The organism is Paenibacillus rigui (assembly GCF_002234615.1).
In the GTDB taxonomy this organism is placed as follows: domain Bacteria; phylum Bacillota; class Bacilli; order Paenibacillales; family NBRC-103111; genus Paenibacillus_S; species Paenibacillus_S rigui.
On sequence record NZ_NMQW01000033.1, the window covers coordinates 217654 to 233953 of the forward strand.

Here is a 16300-nt window from a genome sequence, read left to right on the forward strand (position 1 = left end):
TTCAGACGGATTAGAACGATGCAGCCGCTTCAGCCGCTTGCTTCAAACCATCTTGAATGATCGATTCCGCTTTGTCAGGGAATTGGTTATGTCCTTCAACCACAACGGTCGTAACATCTTGCACGCCGATAAAGCCCATGATTGTTTTCACATAGTTCAGGGACATTTCAAGTGCAGCCGCAGGGCCTTCGGAATAAACGCCGCCTCTTGCATTAAGCAGAGCAACTTTTTTGCCGGCTTGCAAGCCTTGTGGACCTTGTGCTGTATAAGTAAATGTTTTGCCTGCTTGAACGACATAGAACAAGTAAGTAAGCAATTGAGCCGGGATTGTGAAGTTCCACAATGGGAAAGCAAACACGACTTTATCCGCAGCAAGGAACTGCTCCAAATATTTGTTGACATTAGCAGCTTTTTGCTCTTCTACTGCTGTCAATTCAAAGCCTTTGCCCAGCTTGAATAAGCCGTTCAATGTATCTACATCATAATAAGGCAGCTCCTCTGCGAACAAATCCAGCTCAACGATGGAGTCCGTCGGATGAGTTTCTTTGTAGGACTTCAGGAAAGCATCATACAGCTTCACGCTGGCAGCTTGCTCGGCAGGACGGCCATTTGCTTTTACAAAAAGAACAGTAGACATTCAATAATTCCTCCTTAGGGTGATTGATTCAAAAAAAATAAGTAGTTTACATAAAAAAGTAATAACTTACTTTATGTAAGTATATTAAATGTTTTACTTACGAATGTCAAGTGACTATGATTAAATAATAGATTAATTTTGAATATGATGCGTTGCGGGAGAAAAGCTAAGTCTGATGAAATGTAAATATTTAATGGATAGACAGCGAGGGGACCAACGATGAAGGTGAAAGAAGCAAAGTTTAGACGAATTCTTAAGCGCGGCGAGGCATGGGTCGGCGACGTGGAAGTATGGGTAGAGGGGGATGACCAGCCGTATATCGTTTTGTTCGGCGAATCGAAGGATCAGGATTTTGATATGGTGGCCGTATTGCGGAAGGACGTACCATCCGATGCGGACTGGTATGATGAAGCGTCTCTCAGTGCATATGAGGATGTTACGGTTGAATTGTTCACCGATGATGCGAATGAAACCCATTGGGGACCTAGAGAGGCTTGGAAGGAATCGGTTCTTTCCTATGGTCAAGTAAGGAAAGAGATGGCGAAGCGGATAGCGGAGCTGGGACAGCCGACACCATGAAGGAGAAATGGTATGTACACAAGGCATTCGCTACCCGGTTGAAAGCTGATCCAACCAAGATTCGGGAGCTAGGCGATATTGTGTTTGTGGGGAAGCAGAGGATTGTCGAGTGAGGAGCGGATGGGAAAGGGAGTATTGGATACGGCGTTATAAATTCAATGGCTCCCTCTACCTGGATCTGCCGACTGGTTAGCGGGTGCTTTTTGCGGCGGGCTGGTCTATAAGTCGCAGCTTTTGCTCGCGGCTCTCCCAACGGAAATTGGCGATGAAAAAACCGATGACTGCCATCACTCCGAGCCGGATGTATACCCAAAATGGTGTAAACGTTTGCTGTGTAAGCCATTCGATCGCTGTGAATAAGGCTGCCAGTGACAGGCCCCAGGCCAGAACCCCGAAATACATCACATATTTGCCTTTGCCCATCGTTCTCGTTTTGCGCCATTTGTCAGCTTGGACTGCATTCATAATCTGGTATCCCCCTACGATATAACTTAACCTAGTTCCTTTCGCCAGGATGGCTTTAAAGTCCTCCATGTACGCAAATTGTTCACATTTCCAATCATTTTTATCCAGAACCTTCCAAACCCATTTTATGGTACAATGAATACTTGGGTATTCAGATAAGTGAAGGAAAGGAAATGAAGGTATGAGCAAGCTGCTATTATTTTTTGTATTGACCTGGTTAACGGGAAGTCCTATTGTGGCCTTGATCGTCCTGCTGGTTGTATTTTACGTGCTGGAGCGCCGCTATATCGGCTTGACGCCGAGTATTTTGAAGCCGCTCAAGCGTTCGCGAAGGCTGGCGAAGCTTCGTCAGGAGCTGCGGCTTAACCCGCATCATACGTCGATCAAGCTGGATGTGGCCCGAATTATGATCGAACGCAAGCAGTATGGCGAGGCCAAGGAGCTGCTGGAGCAGGTGGCCGCTGTGATGGACGACTCCGCGGATGTTCGGGCGGAGCTGGGTATCTGCGAGCTGAAGCTGGGCTCGTTGGAAGCGGGAGAGCGGCTGGTGCTGGAAGCGCTGGAGATGAACGCTCGCGTCAAATACGGCGAGCCGTACCTCCGGTTAGCGGAAGCATGGGCGGAGCGGGACGCGGGCAAAGCAATCAGCTACCTGCAATCGTTCGCATCCATTCAATCTTCCTCCTGCGAAGCTTATTACCGCCTGGGACAGCTTTATACCCGTCTGGGGCAAAAAGAAGAAGCCCGCAAGGCTTACCGTGAAACGGTAGAGCTCTATCGCGGACTTCCGAAGTATAAGCGTCGCTTTGAACGCAAATGGGCGCTGTTGGCCCGATTGAAATAATTAATGCGCCGGTGTCAGATTCAAGACACGGTCCGGGTTGAAAGCAGACAGATCAACGGATGGCGCTTCGCCAAGGACGATTTGCTTGATCAGCTTTCCTGTGGCCGGAGCAAGCAGGATGCCATTGCGGTAATGCCCTGCAGCTATAATCAAACCAGGCAATCGGCTGGAGGTGCCGATGAAAGGCAGCTCGTCCCGGGTACCGGGTCTCAGCCCCGCCCAGGTGCTGACGAGCTCGGCTTCGGCCAGCTCCGGCAGCAGCTCCACGGCTCTGCGGTAAAGGGCAGCAATGACCGATACATGTGCCTTTTTATCGTAGCCGGCTTCCTCTTGTGTTGCCCCGATAAGCAGGGAGCCGTCCATTTTGGGGACCACGTAGCATCCCTTGGTAAAGACGGTGTGCTCAATAATCGGAGAGGGCAGACGAACGGAAATGCATTGCCCTTTCACGGGAAAGATCGGCAGGGACAGGCCGAACGGCTCCGTCAAGGCAGAGGCCCAAGCCCCGGATGCCAACACGATATGATCGGCATAGTGTTCCTCCCCAGCTGTACGGATGCCGCAGATCCGGCCGTTTTTTTCAATGAGACCGAAAACCGGCGATTCCTCGTGGATCGTGCAGCCTTCCCGGCGTAGAGCGGCCTCCAGTGCTCTGGCTGTGTGGACCGGGTGGATTTGATGGTCTTTTGCAAAATGCAGCCCTCCGCGCTCTCCGTAAGCGACACCGGGCTCCAGGCTCCGAATCGTGCCGGAATCGATCCATTCGGCATCCTGCATCCAGCTCAACCGGCTCCGCAGCTCCGCCTCGTCCTCTTCGTTGTAAGCAATTCGCAGAATCCCTCGTTCAATATATTGTGCAGATAATCCGCTGCACTGCTCCAGTTCCTCCGTCCACCCTTTGTAGATGCTCTGGCTGAACCGGCACAGCTCGTAGAAAGCACCGGGATGATGAATCTCCACCTGTGCTCCCAACATACCTGCAGCGGCCGTAGAAGCTTCTTGCAGCAGCTTGCCTTTGTCGAACAGAGTGGTTTGAACCCCGGCACGCAGCAGGTCGAGGGCTATGGAACAGCCGATCATGCCTCCTCCAATCACAATAGCTGAAGCGGAATCAATAGTGCGCGTCATGGAAATCGTCTCCTAGGAATATAATGCGTCCGGTCTAATGCTTCACGAAATCGGACGATTTGCTCAGCAGGGCGGTCATGCAGCAGAATGGACGAAAGGACAGCAATGCCGGCACAGCCCGTCGCCGCAACCTCCTCGACCCTCTCGGGCTCCATCCCGCCTATGGCGATGACGGGCAGCGGACAAGCCTGAACGATGGCTTCCAGTGCGTCCAGGCCTCGCGGCTCGAGCCCGGGCTTCGAACCGGAAGCGAAAATATGGCCGAACAAGACGTAGTCTGGGCCTTCTTCAACCGCTTGCGCCGCCTCTTCCCGGGAATGGACGGAGCACCCGATACGGACGCCGGAAGGCAGCAAGCCGCGGCTTGCCCGGACGCTGAGGCTGGTGTACCCGAGCTGGACGCCAGGGGCGCCCACAGCCAGGGCTGCATCGAGCCTGTCGTTTATATAGATGCTGCTCAGCGGGAAGTAGGGTTCCAGGCCCAAGTACCATTCGGCCACCTCTCGGGCGCCGCGCTGCTTCTCCCGGATGTGAAGTACATCGATAAGCTCCGTCGGGCAGCCTTCGAACAGCTCCTTGAGCTGGGGCAGCTCCTGCTTACCCGTCGTAATCACATGCAGTTGATGCTTTCTGCTGCTCATCCTTCCGCCCTTCCTTTCTTTTTCATTAATCATAGCGCAGCCTCCGGGGAGCGTAAAGCGTTTGCCCAAGATGTCATAAAAATATCAAGAAACGGGGACAATTCAACCGCGGATCAGCTTGACGCTGTGATTGGAGACCGATAAACTAAATGGATGAAGAAAAACAGGCTTCGGTTATTCAGCTAACAGGATGAAAGGGGAATCGTGATGGAAAGGGTTTGCAAAGCATTGACCATTGCCGGATCGGATAGCGGCGGGGGCGCAGGAATCCAAGCGGACTTGAAAACCTTCCAAATGCTCGAGGTGTATGGTATGTCTGCGATCACAGCAGTCACCGCACAAAATACGTTAGGTGTGCACGGTATTTATGATTTACCGCTCGAAGGGATTCAGAAGCAGCTGGAAGCCGTTATCAGCGACATCGGTGTGGATGCGGTCAAGACAGGCATGCTGTCTCAGCCGGCTGTTATCGAGCTTGTAGCCGATCAGGTCAGTAAATATCGGCTGGACAAGCTTGTTGTCGATCCGGTGATGATCGCCAAAGGCGGTGCAAGCCTGCTGGCCGAAAGCGCACAGCACGCGCTGCGCACCCGTCTTCTGCCGCTGGCAGCGGTCGTAACGCCAAATATCCCGGAGGCGGAAGTGATCACCGGGCTTCAGGTTTCGACGCTTGCGGACATGAAGGAAGCTGCATTGCGCCTCGTGGAGCAGTTCGGCGCCAAAGCGGCGGTCGTGAAGGGCGGCCACAGCCAAGGAGAGCCGACCGATGTGCTGTACGACGGGGACACTTTTCATTTGTTCACCGAGCAGCGATATGAAACCCGGCATACGCATGGAACGGGCTGTACCTTCTCGGCCGTCATTACTGCGGAGCTGGCCAAGGGCGCCCGTCTCCTTGAAGCGGTTCAGACGGCCAAGCGGTTTATAACCTTGGCCATTCGCAACGAGCTTGGGATCGGGGCGGGTCACGGGCCTACGAATCATTGGGCCTATTGGCGCGAAGGACAGACGCGAGCGAAGGAGCAGCGATAGAAGATGAGCTATGAATACTTAATGCAGGCGGTTATGCTGATATTTTTGGTCATTGCCTGCTTTCCGGCTATTATATGGTGGGCCAAACGGAGAAAGAGGAAACGGGGTTAAAAAGCGATGTACTATGTCAATCAGGAACAAATTGATTTGCGGCTTCATTTTATTCCGCAACTGAATGAATCCTGCCGTCTGCTTGTGGAGAAGTGGGATGCGTATCCATCCTCGGAGCGGCTTCTTTTGCATTTTGCGCAGGAGCGTACGCTGCACTTGGCTATCGAAACCGTCACGGACGTCGGCAGCTTGCTTATTGACGCATTTATGATGCGGGATGCGAGCAGCTATGAAGATATCATTGAAATTTTGCAGGGAGAAGGGGTCTTCGGTGAGCAGGTCACCTCGGTGCTTCGTCAGCTGGTTCAGCTGCGCCGGCCGCTTGCTCAGGAATACACGGCTTATGAAAGGGAAGGATTGCATCCGCTCATCGTTCAGCTTCCTGCTGCTTTAGCTTCTTTTGCCGAAGCGGTACCTGCGTTTATTCAACGTGAAATGGTATAAGAAAACGTGCTCAAAGCCTTGATTTTCCTCTGTTAGGCTTTTTGATACATTTTAGTATACTAATTTACTTATGCCTTCATTTCGTATACAATGACAATAAAGTCTTATTACACAGACAGAGAAGAAAAGGGCGGTGAGACCGGATGAACCAGGAGCAGGATGTTTCAACGCGTAAAGTCATATTGACCATGCTGAAGACGAAAGGCGCCTTAACTGTCAGCGATATGGCCAAGCAGCTAGGTATTACAGAGATGGCTGTGCGGAGACACTTGAATACGCTGGAGCGCGACGGTCTGATCGAGTCCAAGCTGGTGCGTCAAGCCATGGGCCGGCCGACAAACCTGTACTCGTTAACGGAAAGCGCTGACGAGCTGTTTCCTAAGAAATACCATCATTTGACTCTGGATTTATTGGGGGAATTGATGGAGGAAGCGGGAGAAGCGAAAGTCCAGCAGCTTTTTGATCGGCGCAAGGAACGTTTGATCGGCCGCTACGAGGAACAGCTTAAAGGCAAGCCTTTATCTGAACGCGTTCAGACGCTGGCGGATATTCAGAACGCCAATGGCTACATGGTGGATTGGACAGCAACAGAGGACGGTCAGTTCATTATCAACGAGCATAATTGCCCCATTTCACAGGTGGCGAACCAATACAACCATGCATGTCAATGCGAACTGCTCATGTTCGAGACTTTACTGGGTGCGGATGTGGAGCGGACGGAATGCCTGGTTAAAGGCGGAATGAAATGCTCTTATGTGATACAGGAAAAATAAAACCATCGTCCCGTCGCCTTGCTTGGCGGGGGACGATGGTTTTTTTGCCTTTTACGGCTATTCGAAACGGTGTAAACCTATATTTTCATTTCCCCGGATGACTCTTCCGACGGTTCTCCTGGTACTTCTTCTGATATTTCTTGTGAAACTTCTCTCGTGTTCTTCCATCTCCCGTTTACATAAGCGATAACGAAGGAAATGACTCCTAGCGTGAACAGAACAAGAACCTTATATATGGTTTCGCTGCCGGACAGGTCGAACAGCAATGTTTTGATAGCAACGGCGATCAAGACGATGGAGCCGAAGATCCGGTAAACCGATTGCCTGCTGTATGCCCCCCATAGAAACAGCAGCAGTGCATAAATCCCCCAAGCAATCGATAAGGTCAGCTGAAAGTCCATCCAGGACCCGAGCTGGTACTCTCTGATCATATTTCGAATTTGTACGGTCAGCAGCCCTCCGATAATCAAGTGGCTTATAACGGAATATACATAGGCTAACAGTTTGTTTTCCGTAGCGCCCAGCTTGTTAAAGGAGATTCGCAAGGATAAGTAAAACCCGATGGCAGCAAGCAGCTCCCAAGCCAACGCGGCCCAGTTGAGGAACGGGATGAATGTCCCGAACCAGGTCCCCCATGGTGTGCTCCAAGTCATTGTATACCAGTAGAGGACAACGATAAACCAAATTGCGATGGAGACTGCTTTTAAGGAATCATAGGCTTTAATTGTACCGGCGATCAGAAGCGCAATCGCGATGGCCGTCCAGAAGTAGACGTTGATTAAAGGCTTCACCGCCATATGGTGGCCTAATTGTGTTGAGGCAATCAGGATGAGCAGCAGCCCGCCGACCAGCTTAGTGATCACAGGCCCGTTGAACGAACGGGTTAGCCGCTGCACTATGCATGCCAGGGCGACATACAGCACACCCATGAAAATCAGCGGATAAGAATACGGGACGATGCGATCCAGGATAATGATAGACCACAGGCCGAATACAATGGCGTTGACGATACCAAGATATAAATTCAAGCCGTCGAAATTCACATTGTTTTTCCAGGAGGAAACCAGGAATGCGATGACATAGAATCCGAATGCGGCCAGGGCATAACGAAACGGCAGGCTCCACAGCTTTCCAAGCTCCGGGTCAAACTGGAGGAAATATACTGCATACAGGATCCAGGTTCCGATAAAAGAGGTCAGCCTCAGCTCTGTCCAGCGATGCTTCAGGCTGACGGTGAAGAAGGCCGCGTTCAGCACGAGCAAATAGAGGAACAGCGTAAACACCTGATCCGTCTCCGGTCTCAGCATCCAAGGTGAGAGGAGTCCGCCGAGCAAGCTGATATTCATCAGCAGGCGCAGACGAATCCGGAAGGCCAGCACACTGAGGCCGAGGGTTAATGCGATCATACAGAGAAAGACGGTCATCGGTTCCCAGAAGGCGTAGTAAATACCGGAAAAGGAGAAGGTAGTATACAGCATTGCAACACCCATGCCGGCGACGATTTCTCCGACCAGCTGCTGCTTCTTCTGAAGCCATTTCAGCCCGCCGATCACGCAGCCGGAGCCGAAGGCCAGCCCCAGGCCGATCTTGATCCCGTCCGTGATCCACCCCTGGTCCACTGTATATTTCAGTAAATAAATGAACGAGCTGACAATAAACAGCGCGCCCAGCAAGTAAATCCAGGATTTTCTCAGCGTATCATTCATTACAAGTCATCTCGCTTCCAAATATTTTCAATTGGTTATGGGATCATTGTATTGAATTCGGCGCTGGTTCATAAGTACTAACTTTTTCTAGTACCGGAGATTTCGCGGATCCTTTACGGCATGCAAAAAAGCGGGCTTTCGCCCGCTTTGTCAGCTGTTCGCCTACAGCTTATTTATTCACATTCGCGATAAGCCGCTGCGCTTTATCCCGAACCCAATCGTAGTTTCCTGCCGCAATCTCCGCCAGATTCACAAGAGAACCCCCAATGCCTACGGCACAGCAGCCGGCTTGCAGAAATTGGGCGATATTGTCCTCTTTCACCCCGCCTACGGCTACCATAGGAATGTGGCTCAGCGGGCCCTGCAGCTCCTTGATGAAGCCTAATCCGAGACTCGCGCCAGGGAAGATTTTGACGGCCGTTGCACCGGCTTTCCAGGCCTTGACGATTTCTGTGGGAGTCATCGCCCCGGGGTAAATGGGAACGCCCTGCTCCACTGCGTAGCGGATCACATCCTCATCCATATTCGGCGTGACAATATAAGAAGCCCCGGCCTCGAGTGCAATTTTCGCATCCTCCACATCCAGCACGGTTCCCGCTCCGATGTACATCTGATCTCCCAGTTTTTGCTGCAGCGAGGCTATCATGGCAGGCGCTCCATCCGTGTTCAGCGTAATTTCCATCACGCGTACGCCGCCTTCCAGCAGGGCGTGGGCTACACCTTCGATATGCTGCTCCCCGACACCGCGCACGATGGCGATAATCCGTGTTTGTTCAATAAGCTGTAAGCCTTGTTCCCGATTCATCTGCTTCTCCACCTTGTCCCAGTATGCAATCTATTATGCCATTGTTTGCTTGATTTTGAAACCGTCTTCGTCCTAAGTCATTTGCTTGGATAGGCTTCCCGGGTGGGAATGGGGCAGAAGCTTGATTTTTTTTCGAAAAGTTGTGTCAAAAAGCGATGCGCCTACTTATACTGTACTATTCCATAGGCATTCGTCTAGGGAAGTTGCTTTGGAAGGGAGGCGGCAGACGAAGGATGATGCAGCTTTGTATAGGTTTAGCCTGCATCGCTTTCATCGTACTGGTCGGGTTTCTCATTGCAGCCATCAAGGAGAGCCGTAAGGCGATGCAGCAGGCACAGGCCACTCTGGCCAAGATGGAAAAGGAGCTGCAGAGAACGGCGGAGGAATCGGTCCGCATGTTCCAGCTTTCAAGCCGGGTGCTGGAGGATGTCCAGCACAAGCTGAAGGCCGCGGACGGCTTCGTCGAGGCGATGGACCAGACAGGAGAAGCGGCGAGCCGTATATCCCGGTCGATGCAGCAAGCATCCCGCACGTTATCGGAAACGGTGGTGGAGGCGGCGGATCGGTTACATAGCCGTCAGGACACCGTAAGGGACCTGATTGAGCTAACCACCACGGGGATGCATTTGTGGCACAAATGGCAGGCCGCTCGAGCCGCCAAAGCAGCAGCACCGGCGGATGATCAACCATGAGGGAGCTGAGGAAGATGACGGTAGAGAAAAAAGGAAAAGATTTGTTGATCGGGGCCGTAGTAGGGACCGTTCTGGGAGCGGTAACGGCACTGTTGTTTGCGCCTAAATCCGGCCGTGAGCTGCGGGCGGACATCGCAGAAGGCGTTCAAAACGTGACGGAGAAAACGACACAGGTGGCAGGCACGGTAGCGGATAAATCCAAGCAGCTGGCAGGGACAATCAGCGATAAAACACAGCAAACCGCACAAGTGATCGGCAAGCATACAAGCGAATGGGCGGGCAAAGCGAAGGAAGCCGCGCTTTCCTGGAAAAACGGCCGCTGCGAATCGAACCTGGTAGAGGAAGCGCCTGTCGCTGCAACGCATGAGGATAAAAACGAAGACTGAGATCAAGCGTCATCGAGGTCTATAGTTATGCGTGCTTAAGGCTTGCTTCGGCAAACAGGTTTGTACGCCGTTGTGAAACAAATCAAGCTGCCCGTTCCCCATGTGGGGCGGGCAGCTTGATTGTTCAATAGATAAGCGAGTATAAGTTTCTCATACTTCGTCTGGAAGCTAAGGCAGCTGCACTTCAAGTTCACCCAAGTAATTGCTTGTCGAGGCACTTCGCGGCTCCGCAAATTCAAATTCGGCAGAATCACCGTATTTTCCTACATAGCTCACCCGGATTTTCACCGGCCTAGGCGCATGTCCTTCCGGCACCCATCGGGCTGTCACCTTGTAGCGGCCAATCGGAATGCCGTCGACCCCTGCCCCGCCCATAATAGGACCGGCATGTTTTACAAGCGTTTTCCCAGTGCTGCCGTCTAATAATGGACCGACAGGAGTCAGCGTCAACTCGAGGTCGCTCATATTAAACTCGGGCAAATCATCAGTGAAGTTGTTGAAACTAGGGTAAATGTAAACTTGCCCGTCGAACTTCGTCCATGTGAAATCTCTGACGCCGCCGCTGCTGCTGATAAAAGGCTGATCCACATCGGAGCTGAGGTGGAACGTGTATTTTTTACCGTTGTACTGCTTGGTTAAGTCGGCTCCCATACGCCAGGAAGTGGCGATTTGAGGCAATTCGATTCTATAATGGCCGTTTTCGTCCGTCACTGTTAAAATGTTGCTGTCATACAGCATCGTATTATCCGCGAACACCGTAACACCTGAGATCGGTTGACCTTCCGCGTTACGGATAAACCCTTTTACAACATAAGGTTCGACTTCTTCCTTCGAAGGCTCCGGTACCGGAGTCGGGACAGGCTCGGGGTTCGGAGCAGGTGTCGGTGTCGGTGTAGGAGTAGGCGTGGGCGTCGGCGTGGGCTCAGGATTCGAGGTACCGTCCCCTTCTTCGATTTGAATTGTTGCAGTATTGCCTTCTCTGGCATAAGAAACCTGGTAGCCGCTGTTCTCTGCAACGAATCTTAAAGGAAACAGCGTGCTCCCGCCAATGTTTTGGGCCGGGACATCCAAGGTAACGCTGCTGCCATTCACTTTTGCCGTTGTGCTGTTCAAAGTCAGCTCAATGGTGAGTCCGTCTTTGATCCCAAGCGCTTGCTGGACTGAACCTGTATCCACCCATTTCACTGTAAAGCCGAGGGTTTCGAACAGCTTGCGGAACGGGACAAGTGTGGAACCGTCCTTCAGGATAGGCTGCGCACCGTCAAAGTGAAGCTCCTGTCCCTTGAAAAATACATGGATGGCGGGACCCTCCACAGGCGCAGGAGTAGGTGTAGGTGCTGGCGTTGGTGTAGGTGCAGGCTCAGGTGTAGGTGCCGGCGTTGGTGTTGGTGTTGGTGTAGGCGCCGGTGTTGAGGACGTGCCCCCTGTGACCATCGGCTTGTTGTATTTAATCGGCTTGGAGGTGACCGTTCCTTGTGGTGTCTCGATTTCCAATACATAAGCTTGCGTTTCCTTGATCGTGCCGTTATTGCTGGCGTACAGATCAAATACGAGCTCTCCTTCAAACTCACCGACAGGTTCGTTTACATCCTTTCGAAAACCAGGATTGATGGTTTCGCTGGTATGGGTCGTGCCGTTCGCGGTAACCACCGTTTTGTCCTGCACAATGCCAAGCAGCCAGCCGGTGGTCACGCGATTGGTTCTCCACACACCCTGATAGTTATCCTTGCCATAGTCATCCGTTGAGCGGAGGACCACCGATTTAATGACCGTTTTCTTGGCAAGGCTCAGTTGTAACCTGAAATGACCGTCCTTATTGCCTTCCGGTGTAAAATCTGCTGCACCGACCACGTCCGAAGCCGTATCTAATAGGCTAAACTGTTTTATTTCCACCCCTGCGGGCGCCGTCTCGCCAAAAGCGCCTGCGATCCCGCTAACCGATAGGCAGCCTGCAAGCACGAGAGATACAGCCGACCGCCGCATTTGTTTACCTAGTGTCCACATCATTTTTTCTTAACCTCTCCTTTATCCGAATCCTTACTGCTCTGATTGCCTTCCTAGCGCCATTAGGCGAGGAGAGAGCTCCCCGCCAAAGCAACCTCCGGCTTCGCCTCGGGCTTGGCAGCAACCTCCGGCCTTGCCTCAGGCTTGGCGGCAAAGGCTGCCTCCGGCTTCGCCTCGGGCTTGGCAGCAACCTCCGGCCTTGCCTCAGGCTTGGCCGCGAAGGCTGCCTCCGGCTTCGCCTCAGGCTTAGCAGCAACCTCCGGCTTCGCCTCAGGCTTGGCGGCAAAGGCTGCCTCCGGCTTCGCTTCTGGCTTGGCATTCGCCGTTGTCGGTACAACCAAAGCCGCTATCAACGCAGCTCCTGCAATCCATTTGATTCCTTTGTTCATTTTTTTCATTTGTTAACCCTCCGTAAATGGAAATGACTTACTTCATCCATCTTACAGCGGGAGACGTCTTGGTGACATGAGAGGCAGCCGGGAAATGGAGCGGGAAGATATTGGGAATGATTTAGGAATCATGCCGGGAACTGACCATAGAAAAACACCTCCCGCATCATGCGAAACGATGATCGGGAGGTGTTATCATTTTGAATATCCAGTTCCAACAAACTACCACTTGGAAGGGTCAATCTTACTCGGATCCAGACCTTCCCAAATGTTGCGGATCGTCACTTTCTCGGGATGCTCGAACACGAGCCATGCGGTAGGCAGGTATCGTTCGCCGTACTCACTCGATGGGCGGTTCACAATCTGGTTGTCATGCACCAGCACGGTGGAAGAGCCACCGTCCAAATTGGCCGCCGTGACAGCCCCGTGCTCCAGAAAAATTTTCTGGATGTCGTAAAGCGTCGCACCGATACTGTAGCCTGGCTGCCTTCCGTCGATAATGGCGAACATGATCGTGCCGTCTTCCTTTTGCGCGATACAGGTTCTTGGCGCGATGCCCCAGCCGTCGGCCTGATTCTTGATTTGCCCAACGCCATTGACGATGAACCGAGGCGCAAAGGTGACCGCTTCCTGCACACCCATCTGCAGAAGCTCGGAAGGCTTGTATTTCCCAGCGATGAGCCTGCCGTCCTTATCGATGCCGACGATGTGATTCGGGGTGTTCATCCCGCCATCATTGTAAAAGATTTTTCCTCCCGAGATCACCAGGCCGGTAGGCTGAAATCCATTGCCTTTCCATTCAGGGTCTACGAACCCGCCTGCGTTAACCCCTGCCACCGCGCCGAGCCGCTTCACCATAGAGGAAACCTTTTCCCCTTTTCCCGCGGTTCCGGGAACGGCAATTCGCAATGATTTCGGGTCGTTCACGATAAGCAGCTTTCCTTTGAAATTGCTGCCTTCGATGGGCTGAATTTCGACGGCAGGCTTTTTTTCCTGAGCTTTAGCGGGTGTCTGCGTTTTGCCGACTTGTACCCTATGCTCGTCCTTCACCTGGGTATAGGTGTCGAATTGCTTCCAATACCGGTCGACCCGCTTTTGCAGCTCCTCCTCGCCGATCAAATACTTAGCCCAATGCCGATGCTGGGTCGAAATCAGCGTATCGGCCATCATATAGCGGACATTCGTTCCGGATTCCGTTAGGAAAAACCAAAGACTTGTAAGCATCCCAAAAAACAGAAGGACAAAAACGGTATAGAAGAATAAGGTAAGAATAGCGGACTTCGCCTTCTTTTTTCGGGGTGAACGAGTCTTCTTGGGGGCAGCGGCAGGACGCACCTTCGGATTGCTCGATAAATTGGCTGACATGAAAAAGGTTCCCTTCAATTTACAGAAATTTGCATAACTACTGTTATAAACGAAAAAAAAAGAAAAAAGTTTCAGTACAGGACTTCACTTTTTCCTTCATCAGAGGTCTGGTTAAGAGTTTTCTTTTTTATAAAACAAATATAAGACGACGATAAACAGGATGGAAACTACGGCTAAATCCAACGGCACCAGATGATCCCACACGAAAAAGGAGAGGACCCGGATGCAGATGGAGAAGGCACCCAGCACCAGAATGATCTTAATCCAACGCGGCGTTGGTCCCGTGCACTTCACCGGATAGGACGGGATAAATGTAAAGCCGCGGCGGAATCGATACAGCAGCCATGTCACGGTGTACATATAGAGCGCGGCAAATAATCTCACCTTGATCGGCAGCGGTTTGGGAAAGCTTAGCTGCTCAAGGCTCCAGCCCGTGAGAGCGAATCTGGATACGAATAAGGACAATATACAGAACGCATAAGTGGCCAATACCATAATAAGAGCGTGCAGCCAGTGAATTTTGAAAAACAGGATAATACAGGCAAATAACAGAATTGTAAAAATAAGCGGCTTAAAATCATGTAAATGAAGCATAGGGGCAAAATAAGCGCCCTGCGTTAAAATGACCGAAGTGAAAAATAGCTGCTTCCGGTAGGCGGAGAGCCGAAACCGAAAGAGTGCAAAGCAAAAAACCGTAACGGAAGACCACACTATAAAATAAGTGAAAATTTCTCTAAGCTGCGTCATGTGAACCTTTCTGTCTGTCAAAACGGATGATGTAATTGTAGTTGGTTATTCGGAAGGGACGACCGCTGCTGTGCCGCTCCCAACGGTGCCGAAGGAATATTCCAGGCAAGTTTGATTGTTTTTGGCAATAGTCCGAAGGATCAGTTCGTGGTATTTGCGTTGACGCAAAGCGGACAGGGTCAGTGCAGGTCCGGTACCCTCCACATCGAAATAAAGCTTGCCCCCGCGTTCGTCATATTTGCGAATATGCTGGAAATTAACATATAGATCCGTGTCGATCTTTTTGTAATCCCGCTCATCCAACAAATCCAGGAAACGGCTGAAATCCTTTAAAGAATTGATGTTTCTTGTCACTCTTTGCTCTTGATTGCAATACAAAATATCTTTCATCCCGATTTGAATGTAATGGATGGCAGAGAGATCGATTGACGACGTATCCGAAGCTGTCTCTGTAAACGTTTGTTCCTCTGCCAAATGTCCCGCTTTGATCATGAGGTCGGTATAGGAGTAATCATAGGCTAGCGACAATTTTTGCAGAGTATCCGGGGAAGGTGTTATTTTCTCATTGGTGGAGCGGTTTCTTTCCAATTCCAAGTCTCGTATGTATGCATGTGATAAGCCGCTCTTTTTGGCCGCTTCCCGCAAGGACATCGATCCTCGCAAGCTCTCCAGAAATTTACCGAAATCGGGGATAGGTTGTCCCACTGTCATCACCCCTTTCTGTACTATTGTAAAGGACGGAGGATTGAAAATAAATAGGAGCCCCAAAAATGTCGATTTTACGGGATCAATTATGGAATATGTTATGGTATAGACCTAAAAATTAGCTAATAAATATAAGGTATGGCTTGACGAATTGTAGTATGAATACTACAGTGGAATAGAAGGAGAAATAAACCACATCATGAGGGGGACCGTGTTGATGAGAGACAAAATTATGAACCGATGGAGCACGTACGAACCCTTTTTTGTGGAGTTTAACGGCTATAAAATTGCGGATATCGTGATCACAAGCCATGCTTTGTCGCGTTGGGCGGAGCGTGTGGAGAACGAAGCTGGAGGCATAGAGCCCATATGCTCATTTTTGTGGGAAACGCTCAAGGATCATCGAATTCAGCCCTACTATGAGCATGAAAAGGACGTTTATTTAATCGATGAGGATTTGGTCATGGTGGCCGAATTCGTAGAATTGAAGGATGAAATCGATATTGCCGGTAACCCGTTACATAAAATGATTATCGTGACCTTCCTTGGCAAAGTGTCCGAGGATATTCAATTGAGAGATCTGAAAGCGTATTATTCTTGGCTCCGCCATTCGCGGCGGATGACCTTGGTGAAGCACGGACGTAAGCAAAAATAAAACCATTCCTTTACAGAAAAAGCATGCGGCTTCTTTAGAGGCCACTGAAAAACTGGCGGAGTGGACGGAATCGTTCTGCAGAAGTGTAAGCGTTCGCCTTTGTCCCCGGATTTTGACCGCTATAAGCGGGTTGAAATGGATAAAATCCGGGGACAACAGCGATCGGAAGAATGATCCGTCCATGCAGCCGTA

At 51.2% G+C, this 16300-nt stretch carries 19 protein-coding genes; 8 read left to right on the forward strand and 11 right to left on the reverse strand.

The features are described 5' to 3' along the window. Positions 1-10: 10 nt before the first annotated feature. Entirely contained in the window at positions 11-637 is a 627-nt protein-coding gene (locus CF651_RS21640) for an FMN-dependent NADH-azoreductase (RefSeq protein ID WP_094016953.1), read from the reverse strand. A gap of 219 nt (positions 638-856) precedes the next feature. Between CF651_RS21640 and CF651_RS21645 the strand changes: the two genes are divergently transcribed. Further along, the gene (locus CF651_RS21645) at positions 857-1216 is read left to right on the forward strand and encodes a hypothetical protein (protein WP_094016954.1); all 360 of its coding nucleotides are present in this window, start codon (positions 857-859) and stop codon (positions 1214-1216) included. 189 nt (positions 1217-1405) lie between these two features. Here CF651_RS21645 and CF651_RS21650 read toward each other — a convergent pair whose 3' ends face one another. Beyond that, positions 1406-1681 carry a hypothetical protein gene (locus CF651_RS21650; RefSeq protein ID WP_094016955.1) on the reverse strand — a complete coding sequence of 92 codons (276 nt, stop codon included), beginning with the start codon at positions 1679-1681 and terminating at the stop codon, positions 1406-1408. 181 nt (positions 1682-1862) lie between these two features. On the opposite strand from CF651_RS21650, the gene CF651_RS21655 reads away from it, so the two are divergent. Next, positions 1863-2525 (forward strand): tetratricopeptide repeat protein, encoded by a 663-nt coding sequence (locus CF651_RS21655; protein WP_094016956.1) that lies wholly within the window; start codon positions 1863-1865, stop codon positions 2523-2525. Here the strand turns inward: CF651_RS21655 and thiO are convergent, their stop codons facing one another. Both thiO and CF651_RS21665 read right to left on the reverse strand, forming a co-directional pair. Next, complete coding sequence (gene thiO / locus CF651_RS21660; RefSeq protein ID WP_094016957.1) at positions 2526-3653, reverse strand: glycine oxidase ThiO; 1128 nt, start codon at positions 3651-3653, stop codon at positions 2526-2528. Further along, on the reverse strand, positions 3650-4294 hold the full coding sequence (locus tag CF651_RS21665) for a thiamine phosphate synthase (RefSeq protein ID WP_094016983.1): 645 nt from the start codon (positions 4292-4294) through the stop codon (positions 3650-3652). Before CF651_RS21665 ends, thiO begins: the two co-directional genes overlap by 4 nt. A gap of 207 nt (positions 4295-4501) precedes the next feature. Between CF651_RS21665 and thiD the strand changes: the two genes are divergently transcribed. The 3 genes from thiD to CF651_RS21680 all read left to right on the forward strand — a co-directional run bounded on the left by thiD (position 4502) and on the right by CF651_RS21680 (position 6654). After that, a complete protein-coding gene (thiD, locus tag CF651_RS21670; RefSeq protein WP_094016958.1) occupies positions 4502-5326 on the forward strand; it encodes a bifunctional hydroxymethylpyrimidine kinase/phosphomethylpyrimidine kinase in 825 nt (274 codons plus the stop codon). A 117-nt stretch (positions 5327-5443) separates the two neighbouring features. Continuing rightward, a complete protein-coding gene (locus CF651_RS21675) occupies positions 5444-5881 on the forward strand; it encodes a DUF86 domain-containing protein (RefSeq protein WP_094016959.1) in 438 nt (145 codons plus the stop codon). A gap of 143 nt (positions 5882-6024) precedes the next feature. Then, positions 6025-6654, forward strand: a complete 630-nt coding sequence (locus CF651_RS21680; protein WP_094016960.1) for a helix-turn-helix transcriptional regulator — start codon at positions 6025-6027, stop codon at positions 6652-6654. Positions 6655-6731: 77 nt separating this feature from the next. On the opposite strand, the gene CF651_RS21685 is transcribed toward CF651_RS21680, so the two are convergent. Together CF651_RS21685 and CF651_RS21690 are read right to left on the reverse strand one after the other, a co-directional pair. Next, positions 6732-8360 (reverse strand): DUF2339 domain-containing protein, encoded by a 1629-nt coding sequence (locus CF651_RS21685; protein WP_094016961.1) that lies wholly within the window; start codon positions 8358-8360, stop codon positions 6732-6734. A 169-nt stretch (positions 8361-8529) separates the two neighbouring features. Then, positions 8530-9165, reverse strand: a complete 636-nt coding sequence (locus tag CF651_RS21690; protein ID WP_094016962.1) for a bifunctional 4-hydroxy-2-oxoglutarate aldolase/2-dehydro-3-deoxy-phosphogluconate aldolase — start codon at positions 9163-9165, stop codon at positions 8530-8532. 233 nt (positions 9166-9398) lie between these two features. Here CF651_RS21690 and CF651_RS21695 point away from each other — a divergent pair, with 233 nt between their 5' ends. Together CF651_RS21695 and CF651_RS21700 are read left to right on the forward strand one after the other, a co-directional pair. Next, positions 9399-9857 (forward strand): DUF948 domain-containing protein, encoded by a 459-nt coding sequence (locus CF651_RS21695; RefSeq protein WP_179232925.1) that lies wholly within the window; start codon positions 9399-9401, stop codon positions 9855-9857. Positions 9858-9871: 14 nt separating this feature from the next. Beyond that, complete coding sequence (locus CF651_RS21700; RefSeq protein ID WP_094016984.1) at positions 9872-10243, forward strand: YtxH domain-containing protein; 372 nt, start codon at positions 9872-9874, stop codon at positions 10241-10243. A gap of 168 nt (positions 10244-10411) precedes the next feature. On the opposite strand, the gene CF651_RS32450 is transcribed toward CF651_RS21700, so the two are convergent. The 5 genes from CF651_RS32450 to CF651_RS21735 all read right to left on the reverse strand — a co-directional run bounded on the left by CF651_RS32450 (position 10412) and on the right by CF651_RS21735 (position 15459). Continuing rightward, on the reverse strand, positions 10412-12250 hold the full coding sequence (locus tag CF651_RS32450; RefSeq protein WP_179232926.1) for a stalk domain-containing protein: 1839 nt from the start codon (positions 12248-12250) through the stop codon (positions 10412-10414). Between the two features lie 59 nt (positions 12251-12309). Continuing rightward, positions 12310-12645: a hypothetical protein gene (locus CF651_RS33205; protein WP_281254496.1), complete on the reverse strand. Its 336-nt coding sequence runs from the start codon at positions 12643-12645 to the stop codon at positions 12310-12312. A 213-nt stretch (positions 12646-12858) separates the two neighbouring features. Beyond that, on the reverse strand, positions 12859-14001 hold the full coding sequence (locus tag CF651_RS21725; RefSeq protein ID WP_094016966.1) for a phosphodiester glycosidase family protein: 1143 nt from the start codon (positions 13999-14001) through the stop codon (positions 12859-12861). A gap of 111 nt (positions 14002-14112) precedes the next feature. Continuing rightward, positions 14113-14748 (reverse strand): hypothetical protein, encoded by a 636-nt coding sequence (locus CF651_RS21730; protein WP_094016967.1) that lies wholly within the window; start codon positions 14746-14748, stop codon positions 14113-14115. Between the two features lie 45 nt (positions 14749-14793). Next, positions 14794-15459 (reverse strand): helix-turn-helix domain-containing protein, encoded by a 666-nt coding sequence (locus tag CF651_RS21735; RefSeq protein WP_245856084.1) that lies wholly within the window; start codon positions 15457-15459, stop codon positions 14794-14796. Between the two features lie 211 nt (positions 15460-15670). Between CF651_RS21735 and CF651_RS21740 the strand changes: the two genes are divergently transcribed. Then, positions 15671-16108: a hypothetical protein gene (locus tag CF651_RS21740; RefSeq protein WP_094016969.1), complete on the forward strand. Its 438-nt coding sequence runs from the start codon at positions 15671-15673 to the stop codon at positions 16106-16108. Positions 16109-16300 lie beyond the last annotated feature (192 nt).